Genomic DNA, 21,820 nt, shown 5'->3' on the forward strand with positions numbered 1-21,820 from the left:
CAGATGAAACGTTATAAAACCGGTTCATCTGCATCTGAACACGCACAATCTATTTGTTGAATCGTTAATAGCAGGCTAATAGCGATATTTAACAAAGACCTAAAGGTTTATTTCACAAAAAAGGGGAAGTTAGCATGCGCAGCGTTTCCCTTTCCATCATACACATAGGCATACAGTCGGTAAGCGCCAGCGTCCTGTGGCGCGGTAAGTGTAATCGTTTGCTTTCCCGCATTTTTAATTAATCCCTCGACTACAGGCGGAATCGCCTCTTGGTCGCCTCCAACTTCTGTGGCAGTGGACTCTTTTCGTACTTCCCAGCGAAATTGCAGTTCGTCATTGTCGGGATCTACTGCGTTAATTGTTGCCTCATAGCTGTCGCCTGAAAATAAATAGACATTGTCAAAAGCCACCTTTTCATCAAGCGCAATAGGGCTAACCCTGGGCGAACGATTAGCCGGCCAACTTCCTCGCCATACATAATGCATAACGTCTATAGCTTCTGTGCGCTCGCCAGAGTCTAAAAACATGCCGTACCATGTACCGGTACGCTCTTGCTTCTGTCCCCATAGAAACACGTAGTTTCCGATAAGCTGTTTACCTTCAGGCTCAATGGCTTTTACATAGCTTTTTGCGTAATTACTGGCTTTTTCTGAACTCGTTGTTTCAACAGGTGCACCCCATTTGGTTTTAAATACCTCCCAGTGACCAACAGCACCCCACTCGGTAATCATGTAGGGCCCTTCGTAACCAAATTTTCTAATGTACTTGGGTAAATTTACAACATCGGCATACAGTTGAAAGCTAACGAAGTCGAGATCTGGTGCTCGTTGTTGAATTGCCTTTAGCGCTTTTTTGTCAAACCCTGCAATGGTTGTGGTGGTAGGGTGGTGGGGGTCTATCGATTTGATAAGCTTTGCAGCGTCGTTCACTGCATCGTAAACCTTCGGATTGGTAAAATCGAAATTCAGTTCGTTGCCTATAAACCAAGATAACAGTGCTGGGTGGTCTTTGTACTTAAGTACATCCGCTTTAACTTTTTCTAACTGTGCTGCAATGGCTTTATCATCATTATAATCAAAACCATGTCGCTCTCTGGCAAAGTCGATGCCTAACGATACGGTCATCCCCAGTGAAAGTGCTTTGTCGAGCAACTCCTGTGCCGGTATTGCGCCACCGTCAATAGACCAGGTGCGAATAGAGTTCGCACCGTGCGCAGCAAGAACGGATAAATCTGCACCATCTACACCTGCACCTTTTACTACATAAGGTTTGCCATCACGCACTAATGAGTAATTGCCGCTCACATCTTTTTTTATTTCAACGTGAACAGGAGCCGCAGTTGCATACGAAACGTGTAAACCAAAAAAGCTCATTAGTAATATTGCTGCTGGGAGCCAAGCTACATTGCGTAAAATCGAAATTATAAGAACAAACACTAAAACTCCTTAATTTGCAGCTTAAAAAAACACCGCAGCAGAATTCTTTTGCGGTGTTTACTCGTCATTTTACACTTGCCTAATAACGTATGCGTATGTCGGTAGCGATACTTATTTTTAGTAGGTGTAACGTAAGCGTACCCCAAAAGTTCTAGGGCGCGTGAAGAAGCGAGTATTATCAAATTGAGTGATGATAGTAGCCGCCGTGCGGACTTCATCGAATAGATTATTCGCAAATGCTTCTATACGTAATGCACCGTCTCCATGGGTATAGCCCATACCAGCATCAACCGTCCAGTAAGGATCAACCGAGTCGTCTAATCTTCTACGAGGGTTATCAGGGTTCTGATAGTCAATACTGTTAAAGATGGTCAAAAATTGAGAATCTCGCCAACCGGTTGAAATAACGTAATCCAGTGTGCCGCTGCCCACATCAAAAATTTGACTTAAGGACGCGTTAAGTTGAAAGCGCGGCGTTCGCGGCAAGCGGTTACCATCAATCGACTGGAATACTGCTTCGTCCGGCGCTACGTCGGCTTGAAAGCGTGAATCTTGGATTTCGTCGCTATTTTCAATTTCAGCTTCTAGCCAAAGTGCTGTCCAATTGAAGTTGATATCGTATGGCAGTTCAAATTTACCATCAAACTGCATACCGTAAATAGCAGAGTCAGCAGCGTTGAAGCTAAATGATACCACCAATGCACCAGGCGTTGCGTCCAATGGGTCAACGGGTGCGCCTGAATTGAACTCGAGTGCTTGTTCAACCGAAAGCAGGTTGGTGAAAACCTGATCCCGGTAATCGTTATAAAAAGCCGAGACGTTAAACGTAGTTGGTACTTCGCCTAAATCGAACTCGTTTTTTGAACCTATTTCAAATAAGGTCACGCTTTCTTCATCATACGTTGGTGCTAGTGTGAGCCCTGTAGTTGGGTCGCTGAAGGTATCGTTGAATCCACCCGATTTGTGTCCTGTTGCAATTAAACCATAAACTAGTTGGTCGTTATTAAGGTCGTGTTCTAACCGGATACGCCAATCAACAAACTCATTATCTATACGACCATCTTGAACGGTAATTGAATTATTAGGAGAAATGGGGACAGCAAAAGAGTGGGTGCCATCTTGGTTACAAATTAGATTGTCGGTAACGTCGCTGTCGCTGCACTCGGGGCGATTTTCTGAACCACCAGGCGTGATTCCGTTGGCGAAGATATCGTCAAGCGTATCTCTGTCACCAAACTGAGCAATACCGTCAAAATAGAAGGCCAAGAACTCATCGTCTGACACGTTTCCATCGCCGTCTTGGTCAGGGTCATAAATAGACCTTCCGAAACCTGCGAATTGGAAACCTTCGGTTCCGATGCGCGCGCCCATACAACAACCAAAAGGGTTACCAGTGTTTACGTCAAAACCACCCAGTGCAAATGCATATCTAGCGTTCACGCCTTGGCGTGTTTTAGTGTCTTTTGTAAAACGTAAGCCCATTGTTAAGCGTGTATCGGCACTAAACTCATAGGTTGCATCGCCATAAATGGAAAACGAGTCGGTGTCTGTATTTGGCTGATTAAACTCTGCACCTTGGAAGAAACCTCCGCGATCTCCCGCTGATGCAAGAAACGTTTGTTGTCGCTCATCAAAAAGAAAGATGCCTGCGGTATAGGTTAATCGGCTTGCGTCATCGTCCGATAGCAAACGCAATTCGTGTATCACCGACTCAGAGTCTGTCAAAAACTGAAAGCGAGAGAAATCATCAAGAGCCTGATCTAATGGCGCAAGGGCATCAAATACGCCCGGGAAATCAGGTGACAAAGGCGTTGCGGCCTGATAATCATAAATTAAATCACGATAACTTCCGTTGTACTCTAGTTTTACATCACCAAGGTCGTAGGTAATTTCAATTTTAAACCCGTCATGAATGGTGTCTTGTATTGGGCTGAATCCACGACCAACAACATCGCGAGGGTCATCGATAGTATCAGGGTCAATGCCTAAACCCAGCGGCAGTGCGTAATTTGTGCCTGTATAACCTGTGCCTTGTTCGCGAGCAAAGTCATAAGAAACGTAAATACTTAAATCCTTATTCGGTTCATATAACGCTTGAAAACGAAGGCCCAAGTTATCAGCCGCTTCCGCTAATTCAAGGTCCAAAGGGCCTACATCGTTGTAATAAGAATCATGGTCTGTCTTTATGCCCGCTACGCGAAATGCCAGTTCATCATTAACAGGGATGTTGAGCGCTCCGGTAACCGTACGATGGTTGTAATTACCAAACTCAATTTCCGCGCTACCGTTCCACTGACCAATGGCTGGACGCCACGGAATGATATTGACAGAGCCCGCTGTAGCATTACGGCCGCGAAGCGTACCTTGCGGCCCTACGTTTACTTCAACCCGCGAAATATCGAAAAACGCAGAGCCGATACCAGAGGGCCTTGGTATATAAACGCCATCAAGGTGTGTAGCTGCCGCTGGGTCGCCTAATTCTGTGTTGTTTGAGCTACCGATACCACGGATCCAAACCTCAACATTTCCCTGATTGTTCCCAATTTCCAGTCCAGGAATTGACTCAGCGATATCAGTAATGTCTTGAATACCTTGCGACTTAAGCTCTTCACCTGAAAACGCAAAAGCGGTACCGCCCAAATCTTGAATATCTTGAGAACGACGTTCAACGGTGACTACTATGCGCTCTACGTCTGACTCATCTTTTTCAGTCTCTTCATTCGCCTCTTGGCCATAGGCTGAAACGTTACCGAAAGCTAATAGCGACAACAATGCATAGCGTCCTAGCTTATTGTTTAAACGAGAAGCCATGAATCTTTGTTTATTTTGTATATGGTTATTTTTGTTTACACGTGTCATTTAGAAGCTCCTTACTCAACAATGGAGAAATTCACGTTGTCGTAAAAGACACCGCTAGGGTTATAACTCGTTGCTGAGTTAGAAAAACCAAACTGAAGGATTTGGCCGTCAAGGCTTTCATCCAGTGTCGCCTCTACACTAAAGCGCGCCCATTCCGTATTGCTAACCGAGCTCATATCAACCCGCACATCTAAGCTGGAGGCGAAACCGTTATTGGGGTCAAGTACGCGAATATAAGCATATGCAGTTGTAGGTGGCGCGATACCGCCATCAGAGGGGGCCTTAGCATCGAAGGCAAATACATAGTTTCCTGCATCAGACGCGCTAAATACCACTTCCTGAAAACTCGCAGCTTCTATCACAAGGCCATTTGCATGATCGCCATTATTGTAGTCGCTGAAAACGTTCAAATACTGAGCACCTTGCGCATCTCCTGCTTCCCCTGTGGCGTAGCTTGTGAAGCCACCTGTATTGTTTGGCGCAGGGAAGGGTCCATAGCTATAAGCAAAATTGCCAGCATTAAACACGGCAGCAAAGCTTAACCAGCCATCGCCAATTTCCGTTCCTGCGGCGTTTCCAGATTCAAAGTCTGATTCATAAAACACACCCACTTGGGCAGGGCTGAAACCAACGTTATCTACAATAATTGCCGAAGGCGCAAAGTTTGTTGTTCGATTTGTGAAGCCAAATTCTAACAACTGACCCTGCATCGCTTCGGTAACTTCGAAATCGATTGCGTAGTTTTGCCAATCAGTGCTGTTTAGCATCGACAAATCAATCTCAACGCGAGCTGTAGTTGAAAAGCCGTTATTAGGGTCAAGTGTCTGAACATACGCCGTTGCGATAGTAGGGTCGCTTATGGCGTTTTCGTTTGGAACACGCGCATCGAAACTGAAGGTGTAGGTACCTACATCATCGGTTGTTAGTGTGACTTGCTGGAATGTTGCCGCCTCAATAAACAGCCCGTTACCATGGTCAGGGTTGTTATAGTCGTTGAATAGCACAAGCTGTTGCTCACCTTGTGCTGCACTTCCTTGTCCAACGGTTATGTTAGCAAAACTGTTACTATTAAGAGGCGTACCAAATGGCGCACCGTAGTTATACACAAAGCTTCCATCTGCCGTAAATACGGTACCAAAACTTAGCCAATTATTACCGAGCGCACTGGCACTTGGGTCAACACCTTCAAAATCAGCGTAGAAATTAAGCGGTAGTACTTCTTCTTCAACTATGTCAGTGAACGGTTCCCACCTGACATTGTCGATAGTAAACGTTGTTGTGGCATTTACGTCGGTAACCGACATAACTAACCCCGCGCTTACCGTCGTAGTATTGAGCCCTGAATTGATTAACTGTGCGAGAGGTATTTCAATTTCTTGCCACTCACCGTCAGCTGGACGCCCCAAATCTTGTGGTCCGCTAGTGCAGGGGAACACGCAGTCAATTTGCATGGTTATCGTGTTAGTGTCACTACCAAAATCTGAAACGAACAAATCAAAGACAACGGCACCATTGTTATAGCCCGCTAAGTTTTGTGGGTCGGTAGCGATAAACCAGACGCCTGACTCTCCATCTCCGTTGAAAACAATATCGATTACTTGATCACGTGCAGCGTCCTCACTGGTCACTATTTCCCATTCAATTTTGTTCTCACCATCCGGATTGGATCCGTCTGTGTATGTTTCAAAATTAGAACCACTGTCTACGGCACCAATACCAAATGTCCAAAATGGATCTACTTCGTCAATGAATACATTTTGTGGAACAGTGGTAATTTGTACGATGCCACAAGGCTCAGATTGTGGTGATCCACATGATAATGAAATATTATCGAAACGCATGGTGGCTGCGCCACCCACAGGCTCAAACACTATCAGGTTAACCACTTCTTCGATATTCAGAGGCGCTCCACCAAATGCACCAATGTTACTTTGAATGACATCGCTTAGAGGAAGCGAAACGGACACCCATTCATCTTGTGCTATATCGGCTAATGGCACTTGGATAAAGCCAACGTCAGGAAAACCACTGTCTACGGCTACTTGTAGTGCGGTAGCCTGCGTTTGCGCACTTTCTACATAGACGTCAAAAGAGAGTTCACCACCAAAGAAGGCATCATCATCAGCCCGTCCCATACCAAATAATGAAAAAGTATTACCTTCTGGATCGTTTATTTGAATGTTCCCGCCACCAGTCGTGGTTATTTCAATAACGGTACCACGAGATGTATCTGACGCTTCTACTTGTGCTACTGTCAGCGCACCTTCGTTGTCAAACACACCAATACCAAGCGGACGTTCGCTGTTTGTACCTTGGTAAAGTATGCCCGGCGCATCGTCGTATAAGGTAAATGTGTTTATTGCTACTTCTTGAGGGGGAGGTGTACCGTCTCCTCCTTGAGTGATGATGAAGGGGTCGACTTGATCGATACTATTTTCACACCCAAGTCCATCCGTCGTTGGTGGCAGTGGACATTGATAGACGCGAATATAGTCGACTAACATTTGACCAGGAAAAACGTCAGCATCGTTCGGGTTTGGTGTTCCAGCAGGATTTCCACCGACAGCTAAATTAACAATAAGGTGTTGGTTTTCGTTAAAAGGGGCATCGTCTGCGCCATTCACAAACCCTTCCGTGATATTTTTATAGTAGTAGTTCCAGTAAGTATCGCGGCTAACGGTAAAATAATGTGTACCATCAACGAACCATCTTATTCGTTGAGAGTCCCATTCAACGGCATATTGATGAAAGCCGTCAGTTGGGTCGATGTCAACGGTCTTGCTAGCGCTCACATTTAGTGGAAATCGTTGACCGAAGTGTGCCGTACCGGCAATAAAAGGTGTACTCTGCCCGAACGATTCCATCACATCGATTTCGCCTCGTGCAGCCCATTCTCCGAACGGAGACGGGTCGCTACCAAGCGTCCAAAAAGCTGCCCATAGCCCCAGCCCTTCAGGTACTTGAATGCTTGCTTCTATTCGACCATAGGTGAAATCAAATAAACCTTGGGTTCGCATTCTTCCTGATGTAAAGTCAAAATTTGGATCTGGTGAATCGCCAACGCGTGCTTCAATAACCAACGCGCCGTTTTCTACGGCAAGGTTATCAGCCGTATAATATTGTAATTCATTGTTTCCCCATCCCGGAGGTAGGCCTTCCGAGGACCCATCGCCCTCCTGTATCTCCCAGCGAGTAACATCAATGCTATCGCCATCAAACTCATCGGCCCATACTAACTCGTAGTTTGCAGATGTTGGCGGGGGAGGATTTTCTAATGAGCCACCAATGGCTTCGTCATCGTTTTGGCAAGCTGTTAATGAAATGATAGCGCTTACAATGCAAGCCGCTTTGAACTGAGATTTAAGTGTGCTCATTCGCTTTTCTCATATTTACAGTATTGTAGATGTTTGCAGCAGTATCCAGAAGCTAGTAAACAGACTGATGATTAAGATGTTTTTAGGATACGCTGACTTAACGTATAGCTAAATTCTGTAAAAAAGAAAGCGCTTGAGTGTTAATTAAATGTTATTAATGGGCATGAGGTGAAACGCCCCGTTTTTACAAGGGGCGCTGGAACATGATGTGTTATTGGTTGTTTAAATAGTCCAATACAACAATGTGATGATCTTTGGTCTTAAACTTGTTGAATACGTGCTCTATGTTTCCTTCTTCATCAATAAGGAATGTTAGGCGATGAATGCCGTCGTATTCTTTACCCATAAACTTTTTCGGACCCCAAACGCCGAAAGCGTCGGCAACTGAATGGTCTTCATCTGATAGCAGGGTAAAATTTAAGTTCTCTTTTTCAATAAACTTTGGCAGACGCTTCACTGCATCAGGGCTAATACCCAAAACAACCACGTTCTTGGCTGCTAACTCATTATTTACGTCGCGAAGCCCTTGGGCTTGAACTGTACATCCTGGCGTCATTGCTTTCGGATAAAAGTACACAAGTACTTTCTTACCAGCAAAGTCAACTAACGATACGGTTTCATCATCTTGGTTTTGTAATGAGAATTGTGGTGCTTTATCACCAGCTTGTAGCGTTTTCATTTGGATCCTTTTTTTGTTTATCTATTACTTTGCCTGTCACGTTTAACGTGTCAAACAGGTTAATGAGATCAGGTTCAAGCGCATCTAAATTATCTGAGGCTGGCAGCGACACTACGAATTTACAGCGCATACTGTCTTTACCGGTAGTTATGTCTTTAAAAGTGCGTTGGCGAAATGCACTTATCGTGGCATGGCGTTGTGCAAAAAAACCTGTTACTGCCTTTATAAGACCGGCGGCATCTTCTCCACTAAATTCCACACTAAACAGGTGTTCTAAATTCTGTTTCTCGTGATGGCTGGTTCGTTTCATCATAGACAGCAGGTCTAAGCGTTGAAAAACAGCAGGAAGAATACATTCTGCTTTTGTGATAGCACTTTGTGTACCTTCAATAATCATAGTAAGCGAGAACTCTTTACCGTAAATGGCTTGCCTACTGTCTAGGATGTTACATTGGGCTTCAGAGACCGTGGTGGCAATTTCGCTTAGAATGCCGCTTTTGTCTGTGCCAAGAATAGTAACAATCAGTTGTTGTTTAGACATTTGGTTCACTTCAAAGCTAATAATGACAGGATGTTAGCACAGAGCTTTTTTAGAAGTCAGCGCCTTTTTCGAGTGATTGGAGAAGTTATTGTCAAATACTTATCATTTTACTGGCGCTATCGCTTGTGTTTACCCATATACATAATTAACATGTGCGCTCACATTTTGCGGAGAGATTATGTTTACTGGTAGTTACGTAGCACTCGTCACGCCGATGTTCGAAAACGGCGATATTGATTACAAGTCTCTAGAGAAACTTGTCAAATTTCATGTTGAGCAGGGTACACACGGCATAGTTTCTGTCGGTACCACTGGCGAATCTGCAACACTACCTTTTGATGAGCACGTAGACGTGGTTAGAGAAACCGTTGCAATGGCATCAGGCGCTATCCCAGTCATTGCAGGAAGTGGCGCAAATTCCACTGCCGAAGCAATATTCCTTACTGAACAGCTTGGCGCGGTGGGCGTAGACGGTTTTCTAAGTGTTGTACCTTATTACAATAAGCCTCAACAAGCTGGCATGGTTGCGCACTTTAACGCAATTGCTAACGCCAGTGACCTTCCCGTTATTCTATACAATGTACCCGGACGTACTGTGGCAGACATGCTCCCTGAAACGGTTGCTGAGCTTGCTACTCATAAAAACATCGTTGGTTTAAAAGACGCAACGGGTGATATTGCTCGTTTAAAACAAACGCAGCCACTGGTGCCAGAAGACTTTGTTCTGCTAAGTGGAGACGATGGTTCAAGCTGCGAGTTTATGTGTGAAGGTGGTCATGGGGTTATTTCTGTTACCGCCAATATTACGCCTAAAGCAATTGCTCAAATGTGCGAAGCTGCGTTGAATAAAGACTTCACGAGATGTCGTGATGTCGATGCCACCATAGCGTTATTGCACAGTGAGCTATTTATTGAACCAAACCCAGTAATGCCGAAATGGGCATTGTATAAAATGGGCATGATGGAAAGCGCTGTTATGCGATTACCGATGGTTTTACCGGAACTAACAAGCCAAAAACGTATCGAAGAACTACTAAAAAAATACGCATTGATTTCTGGCTAAGAAGGAAACGAAATGAAAAGAACGCTGGCTATAGCAGGTTCAGTGGCCATGGTTGCTCTTGCAGGTTGTGCAAGCAAAGCAGATAGAAAAGCTGCATCGGGTAGTTTTGAATATCTTAAAACTAAGCAACAACAAGAACTAAAAGTACCCGAAGGGTTAGATACACCAAAAACGTCTCGCGAGTTTGCGCTTCCAGAATTAGGTAAAGGTGCAAACCCAGAGTTGGTCGGAAAATCGCTTCCTGTAAGGTCTCCATCACTGGTTTTGCCTTTGGTTACAGGTTCGCACGTGGAAGAGGGCAAGAGCTCAGCGACAATTTGGTTCGACCAAGTTGATGACAGCCAGCCACTCAGCCAAGCAATATGGAATTCGCTGCTAAGCTTCCTTGATGAAAAGGGCATTGGCGTAGACAGCTTTAGTCCAGAAAATAAAGTGCTAATTACCGACTGGATGATTATCACGCAAGAGATTGAAGGGCCTTGGTATAGCGTTATTGACGATGAGAGCGAAATTGGCCGCCGTTTTGAATTCAAGCTTGATGTAAAACCTCACGGTCGAAGTGCAGCATTAACCGTTGATTTAAAAGATTATATGCAGACGCTTGGCAATGACGTAATTGCCGAGGTAGATGAACTTCAAGAGCGTCGCGAAGAAGTTGATGTGTTAAATCAGGTTATCGGCCATTATGAATATCAAATTCAACTAGAAAAAACACGTAGAATTGCCCAGATTCGTCAAGGCTTAAGTACTGAGTTGGGCTTCAATGCCGATGGCGATGCCGCGTACATCGTGGGTGCTAAATACGATGTGGCATGGCCGCGTACCTTGTTAGTATTAAGAAAACTTGGTTTTGATGTTAAAGATTTAGATAAATCGAACGGCCTGCTGTTTGTTTCTTATAATGGTGGCGAAGACAGCTGGTGGGGCGGTTTATTCTCAAGCGATAAAGAACTACTGAAAAAAGGGGACTATCGTTTGAAAGTTGCAAGAGCGGGTGCTGAACGCACGTCTATTACTTTTATGAATAACGAGAGTAAGCCGTTTGAAGCAAATCAGGTTTCCGACCTATACAGTAGCTTTGCTGAGGTCATGTCAGAAGATAACCTTGATATATAACTGAGACTGAGAATGGAAAAACGCGACGAGCTTTACCGTGGTAAAGCAAAAACTGTTTATTACACTGATGATAGCGACAAGCTAATCCTTCACTTCAGAAACGACACTTCTGCCTTTGATGGAGAGAAAATTGAGCAGCTAGAGCGCAAGGGTGAGGTAAACAATAAGTTTAATCACTTTATTATGACAAAACTTGAGGAAGCTGGCATTGCAACGCAAGTTGAAGCGCTTGTTTCTGATACTGAGTCTTTAGTTAAAAAACTCGACATGATCCCTGTTGAGTGCGTAGTGAGAAATCTATCTGCTGGCTCTTTAGTTCGCAGACTTGGTGTGGAAGAGGGCAAAGAGCTTAATCCGCCTATTTTCGAGTTTTTCCTGAAAAACGATGCGCTTCATGACCCCATGGTAAATGATTATCATATTCTTTCATTTGGTTGGGCTACAGAAGCACAAATTGCCGAAATGAAAGCGCTGACGTTTAAAGTTAACGCGGTACTTAAAGCACTTTTCGACGAAGCAGGTATGCTGCTAGTTGATTACAAGCTTGAATTTGGCGTTGATAAAGACGGCAACATTGTACTTGGTGATGAATTTACCCCTGATGGTTGTCGTTTATGGGATAAAGAAACTCGCAAGAAAATGGATAAAGACCGTTTTAGACAAGGGCTAGGTTCTGTTGTTGAGACCTATATTGAAGTGGCAGAGCGTTTGGGGCTCTCGCTTTAATCAAGCTTGGCGCTTTGAAAAAGTCTGGCGCGTTAATTAAATTTTCATATGAAATGAAATAAAAAGAGGACCTTCGAGGTCCTCTTTTTGTTACTGGTACATCAATAACGGAACCGAGGTTGGAACACAAACTATGGCGCTTTTTTTTTGGATAGCTACAGCAATGGTTGCATTTGCAGCAAATTCATTGTTCTGCCGCCTGGCGCTGTCTTCAACAAGTATCGATCCAGTCAGTTTTACAACGCTTCGCTTATGTTTTGGTGCGGTCACGCTTCTACTCTTGAGCAGTCTGAGGCGAGTTTCTAAGACACCTATTACGTATCGTTCCATCTTTAGTACCACCAGTGTTAAAGGAGGCATTTCATTATTTCTATATGCGTTATGCTTTTCCATTGCCTATGTGTCACTATCCACCGGTACTGGTGCACTTATTCTTTTTGGAACGGTGCAATTAACCATGATAAGCGCTGGTTTGCTGAACAAAGAGCGCTTAAGTTTGCGACAGTCTCTTGGTTTTATCATGGCCTTCGCTGGTGTGTTAATGCTTTTACTGCCAAGTGCAACAACACCTTCCATTAGCGCTGCAACAATAATGGTGCTTTCAGGGATGGCATGGGGCTTTTACACGTTACATGGTAAAAAGAGTAATGCCCCCGTTATATCTACTACCGGGAATTTCGTTATCGGTACGTTACTGGCGTTTGCTGCGCTTTTAGTTAACATAGTGTTGATACAAACCGGAACGATAGGCTCTAACCTTAATATTGATACTGCAGGCATTTTGTATGCCTTATTATCCGGTGCGTTTGCATCTGCTTGTGGTTATGTTTTGTGGTACCACTGTCTTCCCAATATTCGAGCTACCACCGCAGCGCTAGTGCAGCTTTCAGTCCCAGTCATCGCTATTGCCATGGGTATACTGTTTTTAAACGAGCCTTTAACCTTATTAGTCACAATGTCATGTGCTTTAACAATTTTTGGAATTTACACAGCAAGAGAAAAGGAGCGGAAAAGCTTTCACATTCGTTAATATTAGCCAAATGTGGTAACTCATTTACTTATAACTCACTGCTGGTTTTAGCTTTGATTTTCAACGTGAAAGGCGACTATAAAGGATGAAGCTAGACGACCCCATTCTTCTATTTCTTACCTCAAGAAATTTCCCACCGATATTTTAAAAATAGATAGAAGCTTTGTGCATTCCATGACAGAAGCGAGCAACGATAAGGTGCTGAGTGAGGCCATTATTGTCATGGCTAAGGAGCTGGGAATCAAGGTGGTTGCCGAAGGCATTGAGACCAAAGAGCAGCTAAATATATGGGGTGTGACTACGGACAGGGCTATCTGTTTTCCAAGCCGTTAAGCAAAGCGAATTTTGAGACGTATTTAGAGCGTTACAACAAGTAGTGAAAAATTGTCTTAACATGCACTTGCTTGCTGAAATAACGCCGACAATGCCGCTGCAGTTGAGATTTTAAGAGCGATAGCATTGTCAGCAGAATATTTATTCAAACATTTTAATTGCTAATAACTTCAACAAGGGCGCAAAAAGCGGATTAAGACAACGTGGCAAGTGAACTTGCTGAATACGTTTGAAGTTCATCTGTACGTTCCTCTTTAATTTTGTTTACCCATTCAGGGTCTTGTAACAGGGCTCGTCCGACGGCCACAAGATCAAATTCTTGCGAGTCTAGTCGCTCAAGTAAATCATCAATAGAGCGTGTGCTTGAATCTTGCCCCTTAAAGGCGCCAAAGAAGTCATCGTTTAACCCCACAGAACCAACGGTAATTGTAGGCTTGCCTGTAAGTTTCTTAGTCCATCCAGCAAGGTTTAAATTACTATCTTCAAATTCACTTTCCCAGTAACGACGCTGCGAGCAATGGAAGATATCGACGCCAGCATCACTAAGCGGCTGCAAAAATGCTTCAAGTTCTTTAGGCGTTGATGCAAGTCTTGCCGTGTAGTCTTGCTGTTTCCACTGAGAGTAACGCAGTACGATGGGGAAATCAGGCGATGTGGCACTTCGAATTGCCTTAACAATCTCAACAGCAAAACGACCCCTGTTTTCCATATTGCCGCCCCAACTGTCTGTACGCTGGTTCGTGCCTTCCCAGAAAAATTGGTCGATAAGATAACCATGAGCACCATGTATCTCTACACCATCCATACCAATGGCTTTTGCGTCTGCTGCAGCCTGCGCGAAGGCAGCAATGACTGATTCTATATGTTGCTGTGTCATAGGCTCGGCACCTTGCTTGCCTGGTTTGAAGAGCCCTGAAGGCCCTGCGCTGGGCAATTCTGGATGAGGGGCTTTTTCAGCAACGCGAGCCATACCTACGTGCCATAACTGTGGCATAATTTTCCCGCCAGCGGCATGCACTTCGCCAACAACTTTCTCCCAACCTGCAAGAGCTTCTTTGCCATGAAACTGGGGAATATTTGCATCCATCGTGGCTACTGCATCGTTTATTGTAGTGCCTTCAGTGATAATTAGGCCCGTACCACCTTGTGCACGGCGCTTGTAATACGCTGCAACGTCAGCTGTTGGTATGCCGTTGGGTGAAAATTGGCGTGTCATAGGCGCCATTACAATACGATTACTTAATTCAAGGCTGTTACAGGCAAAGCGCGAGAAAAGACTGGCCTTTGGCATAAAAACTCCACTAGTGTTTAAACAAATTTTCATCAGTGTAAGTTATGGTTACAGCCAGTCAATTTTCAATTACTAATAGTGAGTTATAACCAAACGCAGATATACAGCTAATTTTTATTGTTTAGCTGAGCAATTATTTTGCGCTCTTCTTCATTAGCATAATGTTCATCCCAATGGGCAAGCTTCTTCTTCATAATACGAAACCAAAGCGGGGGGATTAACGCTATGCCCATAGTCGATATGTAACCACCAATCATTTCAGGAGAATCGGGTAGGGCTTTAAGTTTCACAAACGGAACAGCACCTTGTGCATGGTGATGACTATGTCGTGGTAAATTAAACATCGTCCAGCAACTTACGCGTCGATTAGAATTCCAAGAATGACGTGGTCTAACCGGCTGCTTTGGGTGACGAACTAAGCCGTAGTGCTCCATATAGTTAACAATTTCCAATGTGAATTTTGCAGTAAGCCCTAGGGCAACAAACATTAGCACACCTGCAATACCGGCTAACAAATATGCACTACCTAGTAGCGTTACGCTCATTAACCATCCGCGTATACAGGCATTTCGCCAGCTCAAAACCGGTAACGCTTTTCTTTTGAGTCGTTTCTTTTCTATTTGCCAGCCGGCTTTTTGTGTACCAATAAACGCCTTCACAAAATGGCTGTAAACGTCTCTTCCTCGTGGTGCGGTAGCAGGGTCATCAGCGGTGGCAACTTTAATATGATGGTTGTAAACATGCTCCACTGAAAAGTTAGCATCAAAACTAAAAGCAAGTAGCCAGCGCCCAAAAGTCACCGACACTGGGTTACCTATCTTATGCACTAACTCATGCGCTACAACGGTGGCAACACCGCCTAACATGAGCCCTAAAAATGGAACGGCTACGGCTATTTGCCACCACGTAGTTACCTTTTTCGCTTTAATCAACAAGGTAGGAAGGTAAGGAGACAGCCAATGCCATAAAGCACTGTCATTCGGCAATACTAACCATAATCCAGACAGATAAATCACAGTACTTAAGGGCAGTGCACTGTAAAGCATATAGCGCAGCAGCGTATCGTTAAGCAATGGAGGCTCTGACACATCGTCACCAAGTACAGCATCACCAATGATATAAAAGGCGAGATACAATGCATAACCGTAAACAATGTACATTCCTCCTAGCCAAATAGACACTAGCCCAAGTGAGACAGTAAAATAAAAATTGAAGAACTTTATATAATGCAACATGGCTTTATCCTCATTTTTTGTTTTTCTTTAGTGTGAAATAAAGCAAGAAGATATAAGAGCGTATTAATTGACAAAGTGCGGTCATTTATTGCCAATTGCGAGTAACTGATTTAGGCTGGCATGATAAGAAATTATGAAGTTGGCGAAGTAATGAAGAGTACTACTCACGACGTTCCAACATTTTATATTATGCAGTTTAGTAATGTGCTTGCTAAGCAGGGGGTGTGTCTAAGCGAGTGTTTTACTGAGTTAGGGCTTAATATGCCTGACTATACGTCGTTAAACGTTAGGGTTCCCGCGCCGGTTTTTAGCAGACTTATTACGCATATTGTAACGCAAAAAAATGTTTGCTCCCCAGGCATGTTGCTGGGAAGTGCGCTGCAGCCTATACACCATGGCTCTTTTGGCTTAGCCGTTATGAACTGTGATTCAGGAATGGGCATTATTAGGTTAGTTCAGCGCTTTATTAACGTGCTAATTCCGTACGTATCACTTAATGTCATTGAACATGGCAACCTTATTACCGTTAACGTTATCGACCGTTTTTGGAAAGATGAAACTCATTGTTTTTTTATCGATGTATTAACAGCTGCCTTCATCAATTTACATAACGGTATCACTCAGGCTGGTAACCCGCCTATTATTAAAGGTTTACTGTTCGATTATTCAAAACACACTGATGAAACAAGCAGAGACATCACGGCAAACTTTGACTGTAAGTTTCAGCAGCCTTTATGCGGCGTAATTGTTGATGCAGAAAACGCGAACAGACCGTTAATAGGAAGCGACCCAGTAAGTTATCAGTATGCAGTGCAGTTATGTGAGGCGGATAAAGAGCGTATTTTAGGAAATAGTCTTTCGCACAAACTTAAGCGTTACCTTGAAAATGAATGTCATGGTATGCCTATATTAGATGACGCTGCGAGCGCCATGAATATGAGTAAGCGTACATTACATCGTCAACTGGAGGCAGAACACACAAGTTTTAAAAAGGAGCGAGACACCTTTCTAATGCTGCGAGCCTATGAACTACTGCACATTAAAAGGTTAAGCGTACAGCAAACTGCCGATATCCTTGGGTACGCCGACCCGTCTAACTTCAGGCGTGCGTTTATAAAATGGTTTGGTTCAACACCATCTTCTTTTCAGTGAAAGTCAAAGCGTGTAAGGCTTTTATCTCCATTCATAATCTGTAACAAGCATTTACCATTGTTGAACGTTATCTACCGTTGCTTTAAGGTAAGTGTAGAGTGTGTTTTTTGCTCAGCTGGGAGTGGCAATGTTTGCATGAAGCAATGGCGGCATTGACCAACTAGACACTGTTTTTCTGCCTAAGAAAACATGGCAAAACAGTACCTACGTTAAAAGGAAAATGAAGATGAAAAGCTTAACATCAGCAAGTTTATTAATTATTGCCGTAGCGTTCTCTAACCCGTTACTTTCTCAGGAAAATGAAAGTGTTGTAAATGAAAGACTCAAGGATAAAGAGACAGTTATCAAAGAGAAACGAAAAGCTCTAGCAGAGAAAGAGCGTGAACTTGCAAAAGAGAAGCGCGACTTGCTTCGTGACATGTCAAAAAAAGAAGCTGAGCTTGAACGCGATGCAGCTAAAGAGCAAAGAGAGTTACAGCGAGAATTCGCTAAACAAGAACGAGAATCGAAGCGTGAAGCGGCAAAAGAAAAACGTGAGATGTTAAAAGAAGCGCGAAAAAACGAGCGTGAAGAAAAAAGAGCGTGGGAAAAGCAAAAGCGTGAAGCGGCTAAAGAAAAGCGCGAATATGAGAGAGAATTAAAGACTAAAATGCGCAAAAGCAAAGACGTTGTTGAAGAGATTGATCAATAGCACAGTATGCGGTTTCTAGTGTTAATCGTAACCTTTTAGTCGATTAAAAAGAATACTGGCTTACAGCGGCACTTTGATCTTCAATGGGCACTTTGCTACACAACAGCAAGGCAGTATTTCATCGTCATCGATAAAGGCCAGAGGATCGGTAGTGTATTCTACTTCGCCCTCAATTAGCTTGGTCCTGCACGCACCACAAAAGCCTTCACGGCAATGGTAGTGAATATGGACATCTGCTGCTTCAAGTGCAGTTAGAATTGTTTTATCGGCAGGGGCTTCAATAGGCCCCACATCGACAATGTCGATGCGAAGCCTGTTTGGCGGGTTGCTCATCGAACTGTAGAATTACAGTTCAAAGTCAGCAAAATCGTCTTCACTCACCGCAGAATCAATTTGACCTACTAAGTATGAACTAATCTCAGACTCTTGCGGTGCAACTTGTACATTGTCAGAGTTAAGGTAGTTGTTCATCCATGGAAGTGGGTTGCTGCTAACATCGAACGGTGCGTCTAGACCAATTGCAGTCATTCGTTGATTAGCAATATATTCAACATATTGGCAAAGGATCTCTTTATTAAGTCCAATCATTGAACCACTTTGGAACAAGTAGTCGGCCCACTGTTTTTCTTGTTCAACAGCGTTCAAAAAGATATCACGTGCCTCGTCTTTACATTCTTCAGCGATTTGCGCCATATCTGGGTCGTCTTTGCTTTTTGCCCACAGGTTAAGAATGTGCTGTGTTGAGGAAAGGTGAAGGTTTTCGTCACGTGCAATTAGACGAATAATTTTCGAGTTACCTTCCATCAACTTGCGCTCTGCAAATGCGAATGTGCAGGCGAAAGAAACGTAAAAACGAATCGCTTCAAGCGCGTTTACCGAGTTCATGCATAGGAAGAGCTTTTTCTTAAGTTCGTACATGTTCACGGTGTAAGTAGAGCCGTTCACAGTGTGAACGCCTTCACCTTGAGTTTGCCAAAGCTGTGTAGCAAATATTAGGTCGTCGTAGTATTTCGAAATGTCGGCTGCACGGCGCTTAATTTCATCGTTAACTACAATGTCTTCAAAAATTTCACTCGGATCTGAAAAGAGATTACGCAAAATGTGCGTGTATGAACGCGAGTGAATGGTTTCGAAGAACGACCAAGTCTCAACCCAAGTTTCAAGCTCTGGCAGTGAGATGATTGGTAAGAACGCAATGTTTGGGCTGCGGCCTTGGACCGAATCAAGCAGGGTTTGATATTTTAAGTTTGAGATGAAAATATGCTTTTCAGGATCGGTGAGTTTTTGAAAGTCCACGCGGTCACGAGACACGTCAACTTCCTCTGGACGCCAAAAGAAGCTTATTTGTTTCTCAATAAGCTTTTCGAAAATGGCATGCTTTTGTTGGTCGTAACGGGCAACGTTTACCGGATTACCGAAAAACATTGGCTCAACCAATGGATTTGTACTTTGCTGATTAAACGTAGTGTATTTCATGATGGCCTAACTAAAAACTTAATGATTAACGCGTGTTATTATTTGTGTTCTTGCTGCAATACTTCTTTGATAACAAACGCATTGTAATGCGCTTGTTATCAGACAGGGTAGTGCGTGCTATTGTTATATTTTACACGCACCGCCTGCACAATCATCATCTTCCTCTACTACCACCTCTTCTTGGCGAGGTAAAGGCACATTCGCTTTGGCATCTAGCGCAGATGTGTCTGATGCACCGTCACGAGTGTTATGGTAATAAAGGGTTTTAACGCCAAGTTTGTACGTAGTAAGAAGGTCTTTAAGAAGAAGCTTCATAGGTACCTTATTACCTTCGTAACGACTTGGGTCGTAATTTGTGTTTGCAGAGATAGTTTGGTCAATAAACTTCTGCATAATACCAACAAGCTGAAGGTACCCGTCGTTAGATGGAATGTCCCAAAGTAGTTCGTATTGGTCTTTAAGCGTTTCGTACTCAGGTACTACTTGCTTAAGTACACCGTCTTTACTTGACTTGATACTGATAAAGCCACGAGGCGGCTCAATACCGTTTGTTGCGTTAGAAATTTGTGACGACGTTTCAGACGGCATCAACGCTGACAGTGTAGAGTTACGCAATCCGTGCGTTTTCACTTCTTCACGAAGTGTATCCCAATCGTAATGTAGCGGCTCGTTACACACGCTATCAAGATCTTTCTTGTAGCTGTCGATTGGCATTATACCTTGAGAATACGTAGTTTCGTTAAACTTCGGACATGCGCCTTTCTCTTTAGCTAAGTTGTTCGACGCCTTCAGCAGATAATACTGCATAGCTTCAAACGTGCGGTGAACAAGACCGTTCGCGCTGTGGTCAGAATATTTAACGCCATTTTTCGCAAGGTAGTAAGCAAAGTTAATTACGCCTACACCTAATGTACGTCTGCCCATCGTTGCATTGTATGCAGCTGGCACAGGGTAGTCTTGGTAATCTAACAAGTTATCAAGAGCACGTACGGCTAGGTCTGCAAGCTCTTCAAATTCGTCTAACGATTCGATAGCGCCTAAGTTAAATGCAGACAGGGTACATAATGCAATTTCACCGTTTTCGTCGTTTACGTGTTGAAGTGGCTTAGTAGGTAGCGCAATTTCAAGACAAAGGTTACTTTGACGAACTGGTGCAACTTCTGGGTTGAACGGGCTGTGCGTATTACAGTGGTCAACGTTTTGAAGATAAATACGACCTGTACTTGCACGCTCCTGCATAAACAAGCTGAAAAGCTCCATCGCTTTTATTTGTTTTTTGCGAATGCTGTCGTCATTTTCATACTTGACGTACAGTTCTTCGAACTTATCTTGGTCAGCGAAGAACGCATCGTACAATCCAGGAACGTCAGAAGGGCTAAACAATGAGATGTAGCCATCCTTCATCATGCGCTGATACATTAGCTTGTTGAACTGAACACCGTAGTCTAGGTGACGAACGCGGTTCTCTTCTACACCACGGTTGTTTTTAAGTACCAGAAGTGATTCAACTTCCATGTGCCAAATTGGATAGAACAGGGTAGCAGCGCCACCACGAACACCGCCTTGTGAACAGCTCTTAACCGCAGTTTGGAAATACTTGTAAAAAGGTATACAGCCGGTGTGGAAAGCTTCGCCGCCACGAATAGGGCTACCTAACGCGCGAATGCGGCCCGCGTTAACACCAATACCAGCACGCTGACTTACGTATTTTACAATCGCGCTCGCTGACGCGTTGATTGAGTCTAGGCTGTCACCGGTCTCGATAAGTACGCAAGAGCTAAACTGACGTGTTGGAGTACGTACGCCAGCCATAATAGGCGTAGGTAAAGACAGCTTGAACGTAGATGCTGCATCGTAAAAACGACGAATGTAGTCCATTCGCACAGCTTTGTCATAATTCGCGAAAAGGCACGCCGCTACAAGAATATAAAGGAACTGTGCACTTTCATATATTTCACCGGTAACGCGGTTTTGAACAAGGTACTTACCTTCAAGCTGCTTAACGGCCGCGTAGCTGAAGTTCATATCGCGCCAATGGTCAATGTAGCTGTCCATTTCGGCGAATTCTTCAGGTGTGTAGTCTTCTAGAAGGTGATTGTCATATTTGCCAGCATCTACCATCTTAGCGACGTGATCGAAAAGCGCTGGCGGCTCGAACTGACCGTAGGCTTTCTTACGAAGATGGAAAATAGCCAAACGTGCAGCCAAATATTGATAATCCGGTGCGTCGGTAGAGATTAGGTCTGCCGCTGACTTAATTAGCGTTTCATGAATTTCGCTAGTGTTAATGCCATCAAAAAACTGGATTTGAGCTTTGATTTCAACTTGAGAAACTGAGACGTTTTTAAGTCCTTTTGCTGCCCATGTGACGACTTTATGGATTTTCTCCAAGTCGATTGACTCTTTTTCACCGTTGCGTTTGGTGACGAATAGATTGTTGTTCATGTTACTGGCCGTTTGTCTGTTAGCGCTTGAAGCGTGGGCTTTTTGCCCATTTTAATTTTTTAATTTGTGTTCGTTTGTGTGCGTTTTTGTTCAGAGTAATCTAAGCGCAGTCCTTGATAAAACATGCGTAAAGCGCCTGAAAACAACCCACACTGAAGCGGCCTTACCTTTGCCTATTTACCTTCTAGATAATGAGGCTTTGCGTGAAGACTACTTTTGTATTGCTACTTAAATTCGTTTCGTAATTTTATCCAGTGATAAAGAGTGGCGTATCACTACGCGATCTGTGTGATCCCAAGTTAGACGTATCAGAAAATTGCTGATTTGAACTGTGGGATCGCTGTCTGGATTAAACACAAGATAGTGAGGTTTC

At 43.8% G+C, this 21,820-nt stretch carries 16 protein-coding genes and 1 pseudogene; 7 read left to right on the forward strand and 10 right to left on the reverse strand.

The genetic code is table 11. From position 1 onward, the window contains the following. Positions 1-107: 107 nt before the first annotated feature. The 5 genes from ACGHAV_RS01255 to ACGHAV_RS01275 all read right to left on the reverse strand — a co-directional run bounded on the left by ACGHAV_RS01255 (position 108) and on the right by ACGHAV_RS01275 (position 8,889). Positions 108-1,373: a hypothetical protein gene (locus ACGHAV_RS01255; protein ID WP_390375352.1), complete on the reverse strand. Its 1,266-nt coding sequence runs from the start codon at positions 1,371-1,373 to the stop codon at positions 108-110. A gap of 180 nt (positions 1,374-1,553) precedes the next feature. Then, positions 1,554-4,295 (reverse strand): TonB-dependent receptor, encoded by a 2,742-nt coding sequence (locus ACGHAV_RS01260; RefSeq protein WP_390375354.1) that lies wholly within the window; start codon positions 4,293-4,295, stop codon positions 1,554-1,556. An 11-nt stretch (positions 4,296-4,306) separates the two neighbouring features. Then, a complete protein-coding gene (locus ACGHAV_RS01265) occupies positions 4,307-7,669 on the reverse strand; it encodes a family 16 glycosylhydrolase (protein WP_390375357.1) in 3,363 nt (1,120 codons plus the stop codon). Positions 7,670-7,880: 211 nt separating this feature from the next. Next, a complete protein-coding gene (bcp, locus tag ACGHAV_RS01270; RefSeq protein ID WP_334015916.1) occupies positions 7,881-8,348 on the reverse strand; it encodes a thioredoxin-dependent thiol peroxidase in 468 nt (155 codons plus the stop codon). After that, on the reverse strand, positions 8,326-8,889 hold the full coding sequence (locus ACGHAV_RS01275) for a glycine cleavage system protein R (RefSeq protein WP_390375361.1): 564 nt from the start codon (positions 8,887-8,889) through the stop codon (positions 8,326-8,328). The genes bcp and ACGHAV_RS01275 overlap by 23 nt, the downstream gene beginning before the upstream one ends. A gap of 178 nt (positions 8,890-9,067) precedes the next feature. Between ACGHAV_RS01275 and dapA the strand changes: the two genes are divergently transcribed. From dapA to ACGHAV_RS01300, 5 genes and pseudogenes are all read left to right on the forward strand, one after another. Beyond that, positions 9,068-9,952 carry a 4-hydroxy-tetrahydrodipicolinate synthase gene (gene dapA, locus ACGHAV_RS01280; RefSeq protein WP_390375364.1) on the forward strand — a complete coding sequence of 295 codons (885 nt, stop codon included), beginning with the start codon at positions 9,068-9,070 and terminating at the stop codon, positions 9,950-9,952. Positions 9,953-9,964: 12 nt separating this feature from the next. Further along, positions 9,965-11,068 (forward strand): outer membrane protein assembly factor BamC, encoded by a 1,104-nt coding sequence (gene bamC / locus ACGHAV_RS01285; protein ID WP_390375367.1) that lies wholly within the window; start codon positions 9,965-9,967, stop codon positions 11,066-11,068. Positions 11,069-11,080: 12 nt separating this feature from the next. After that, positions 11,081-11,794, forward strand: a complete 714-nt coding sequence (gene purC, locus ACGHAV_RS01290) for a phosphoribosylaminoimidazolesuccinocarboxamide synthase (RefSeq protein ID WP_334015912.1) — start codon at positions 11,081-11,083, stop codon at positions 11,792-11,794. Between the two features lie 133 nt (positions 11,795-11,927). Next, positions 11,928-12,824 carry a DMT family transporter gene (locus tag ACGHAV_RS01295; RefSeq protein WP_390375370.1) on the forward strand — a complete coding sequence of 299 codons (897 nt, stop codon included), beginning with the start codon at positions 11,928-11,930 and terminating at the stop codon, positions 12,822-12,824. Positions 12,825-12,908: 84 nt separating this feature from the next. Further along, a pseudogene (locus ACGHAV_RS01300) lies at positions 12,909-13,201 on the forward strand (EAL domain-containing protein); the annotation flags it as partial. 149 nt (positions 13,202-13,350) lie between these two features. Here the strand turns inward: ACGHAV_RS01300 and ACGHAV_RS01305 are convergent. Next, positions 13,351-14,448 (reverse strand): NADH:flavin oxidoreductase, encoded by a 1,098-nt coding sequence (locus ACGHAV_RS01305; protein ID WP_390375373.1) that lies wholly within the window; start codon positions 14,446-14,448, stop codon positions 13,351-13,353. Between the two features lie 107 nt (positions 14,449-14,555). Next, positions 14,556-15,683 (reverse strand): alkane 1-monooxygenase, encoded by a 1,128-nt coding sequence (locus ACGHAV_RS01310; RefSeq protein ID WP_390375376.1) that lies wholly within the window; start codon positions 15,681-15,683, stop codon positions 14,556-14,558. A 120-nt stretch (positions 15,684-15,803) separates the two neighbouring features. Between ACGHAV_RS01310 and ACGHAV_RS01315 the strand changes: the two genes are divergently transcribed. Together ACGHAV_RS01315 and ACGHAV_RS01320 are read left to right on the forward strand one after the other, a co-directional pair. Further along, positions 15,804-16,835, forward strand: coding sequence for a helix-turn-helix domain-containing protein (locus ACGHAV_RS01315; protein ID WP_390375379.1), 1,032 nt, complete (start codon positions 15,804-15,806; stop codon positions 16,833-16,835). Positions 16,836-17,061: 226 nt separating this feature from the next. Then, entirely contained in the window at positions 17,062-17,526 is a 465-nt protein-coding gene (locus tag ACGHAV_RS01320; RefSeq protein ID WP_390375381.1) for a hypothetical protein, read from the forward strand. Positions 17,527-17,586: 60 nt separating this feature from the next. Here the strand turns inward: ACGHAV_RS01320 and yfaE are convergent, their stop codons facing one another. The 3 genes from yfaE to nrdA all read right to left on the reverse strand — a co-directional run bounded on the left by yfaE (position 17,587) and on the right by nrdA (position 21,447). Continuing rightward, complete coding sequence (gene yfaE, locus ACGHAV_RS01325) at positions 17,587-17,859, reverse strand: class I ribonucleotide reductase maintenance protein YfaE (RefSeq protein ID WP_334015906.1); 273 nt, start codon at positions 17,857-17,859, stop codon at positions 17,587-17,589. A gap of 12 nt (positions 17,860-17,871) precedes the next feature. Next, positions 17,872-19,002, reverse strand: coding sequence for a class Ia ribonucleoside-diphosphate reductase subunit beta (gene nrdB / locus ACGHAV_RS01330; RefSeq protein WP_390375385.1), 1,131 nt, complete (start codon positions 19,000-19,002; stop codon positions 17,872-17,874). A 123-nt stretch (positions 19,003-19,125) separates the two neighbouring features. After that, positions 19,126-21,447: a class 1a ribonucleoside-diphosphate reductase subunit alpha gene (gene nrdA / locus ACGHAV_RS01335; RefSeq protein WP_390375388.1), complete on the reverse strand. Its 2,322-nt coding sequence runs from the start codon at positions 21,445-21,447 to the stop codon at positions 19,126-19,128. Between the last annotated feature and the right edge of the window lie 373 nt (positions 21,448-21,820).

Origin of the sequence: Alteromonas sp. MTD1 (assembly GCF_042848195.1) — a bacterium.
GTDB lineage: Bacteria > Pseudomonadota > Gammaproteobacteria > Enterobacterales > Alteromonadaceae > Alteromonas.

Coding starts and splice junctions, on each gene's coding strand:
- yfaE (WP_334015906.1), bottom strand. CDS start 17,859: ATGAGCAACCCGCCAAACAGGCTTCGCATCGACATTGTCGATGTGGGG.
- ACGHAV_RS01305 (WP_390375373.1), bottom strand. CDS start 14,448: ATGCCAAAGGCCAGTCTTTTCTCGCGCTTTGCCTGTAACAGCCTTGAA.
- purC (WP_334015912.1), top strand. CDS start 11,081: ATGGAAAAACGCGACGAGCTTTACCGTGGTAAAGCAAAAACTGTTTAT.
- ACGHAV_RS01315 (WP_390375379.1), top strand. CDS start 15,804: ATGATAAGAAATTATGAAGTTGGCGAAGTAATGAAGAGTACTACTCAC.
- ACGHAV_RS01255 (WP_390375352.1), bottom strand. CDS start 1,373: ATGAGCTTTTTTGGTTTACACGTTTCGTATGCAACTGCGGCTCCTGTT.
- nrdB (WP_390375385.1), bottom strand. CDS start 19,002: ATGAAATACACTACGTTTAATCAGCAAAGTACAAATCCATTGGTTGAG.
- nrdA (WP_390375388.1), bottom strand. CDS start 21,447: ATGAACAACAATCTATTCGTCACCAAACGCAACGGTGAAAAAGAGTCA.
- ACGHAV_RS01295 (WP_390375370.1), top strand. CDS start 11,928: ATGGCGCTTTTTTTTTGGATAGCTACAGCAATGGTTGCATTTGCAGCA.
- bcp (WP_334015916.1), bottom strand. CDS start 8,348: ATGAAAACGCTACAAGCTGGTGATAAAGCACCACAATTCTCATTACAA.
- ACGHAV_RS01275 (WP_390375361.1), bottom strand. CDS start 8,889: ATGTCTAAACAACAACTGATTGTTACTATTCTTGGCACAGACAAAAGC.
- bamC (WP_390375367.1), top strand. CDS start 9,965: ATGAAAAGAACGCTGGCTATAGCAGGTTCAGTGGCCATGGTTGCTCTT.
- ACGHAV_RS01260 (WP_390375354.1), bottom strand. CDS start 4,295: ATGACACGTGTAAACAAAAATAACCATATACAAAATAAACAAAGATTC.
- dapA (WP_390375364.1), top strand. CDS start 9,068: ATGTTTACTGGTAGTTACGTAGCACTCGTCACGCCGATGTTCGAAAAC.
- ACGHAV_RS01265 (WP_390375357.1), bottom strand. CDS start 7,669: ATGAGCACACTTAAATCTCAGTTCAAAGCGGCTTGCATTGTAAGCGCT.
- ACGHAV_RS01310 (WP_390375376.1), bottom strand. CDS start 15,683: ATGTTGCATTATATAAAGTTCTTCAATTTTTATTTTACTGTCTCACTT.
- ACGHAV_RS01320 (WP_390375381.1), top strand. CDS start 17,062: ATGAAAAGCTTAACATCAGCAAGTTTATTAATTATTGCCGTAGCGTTC.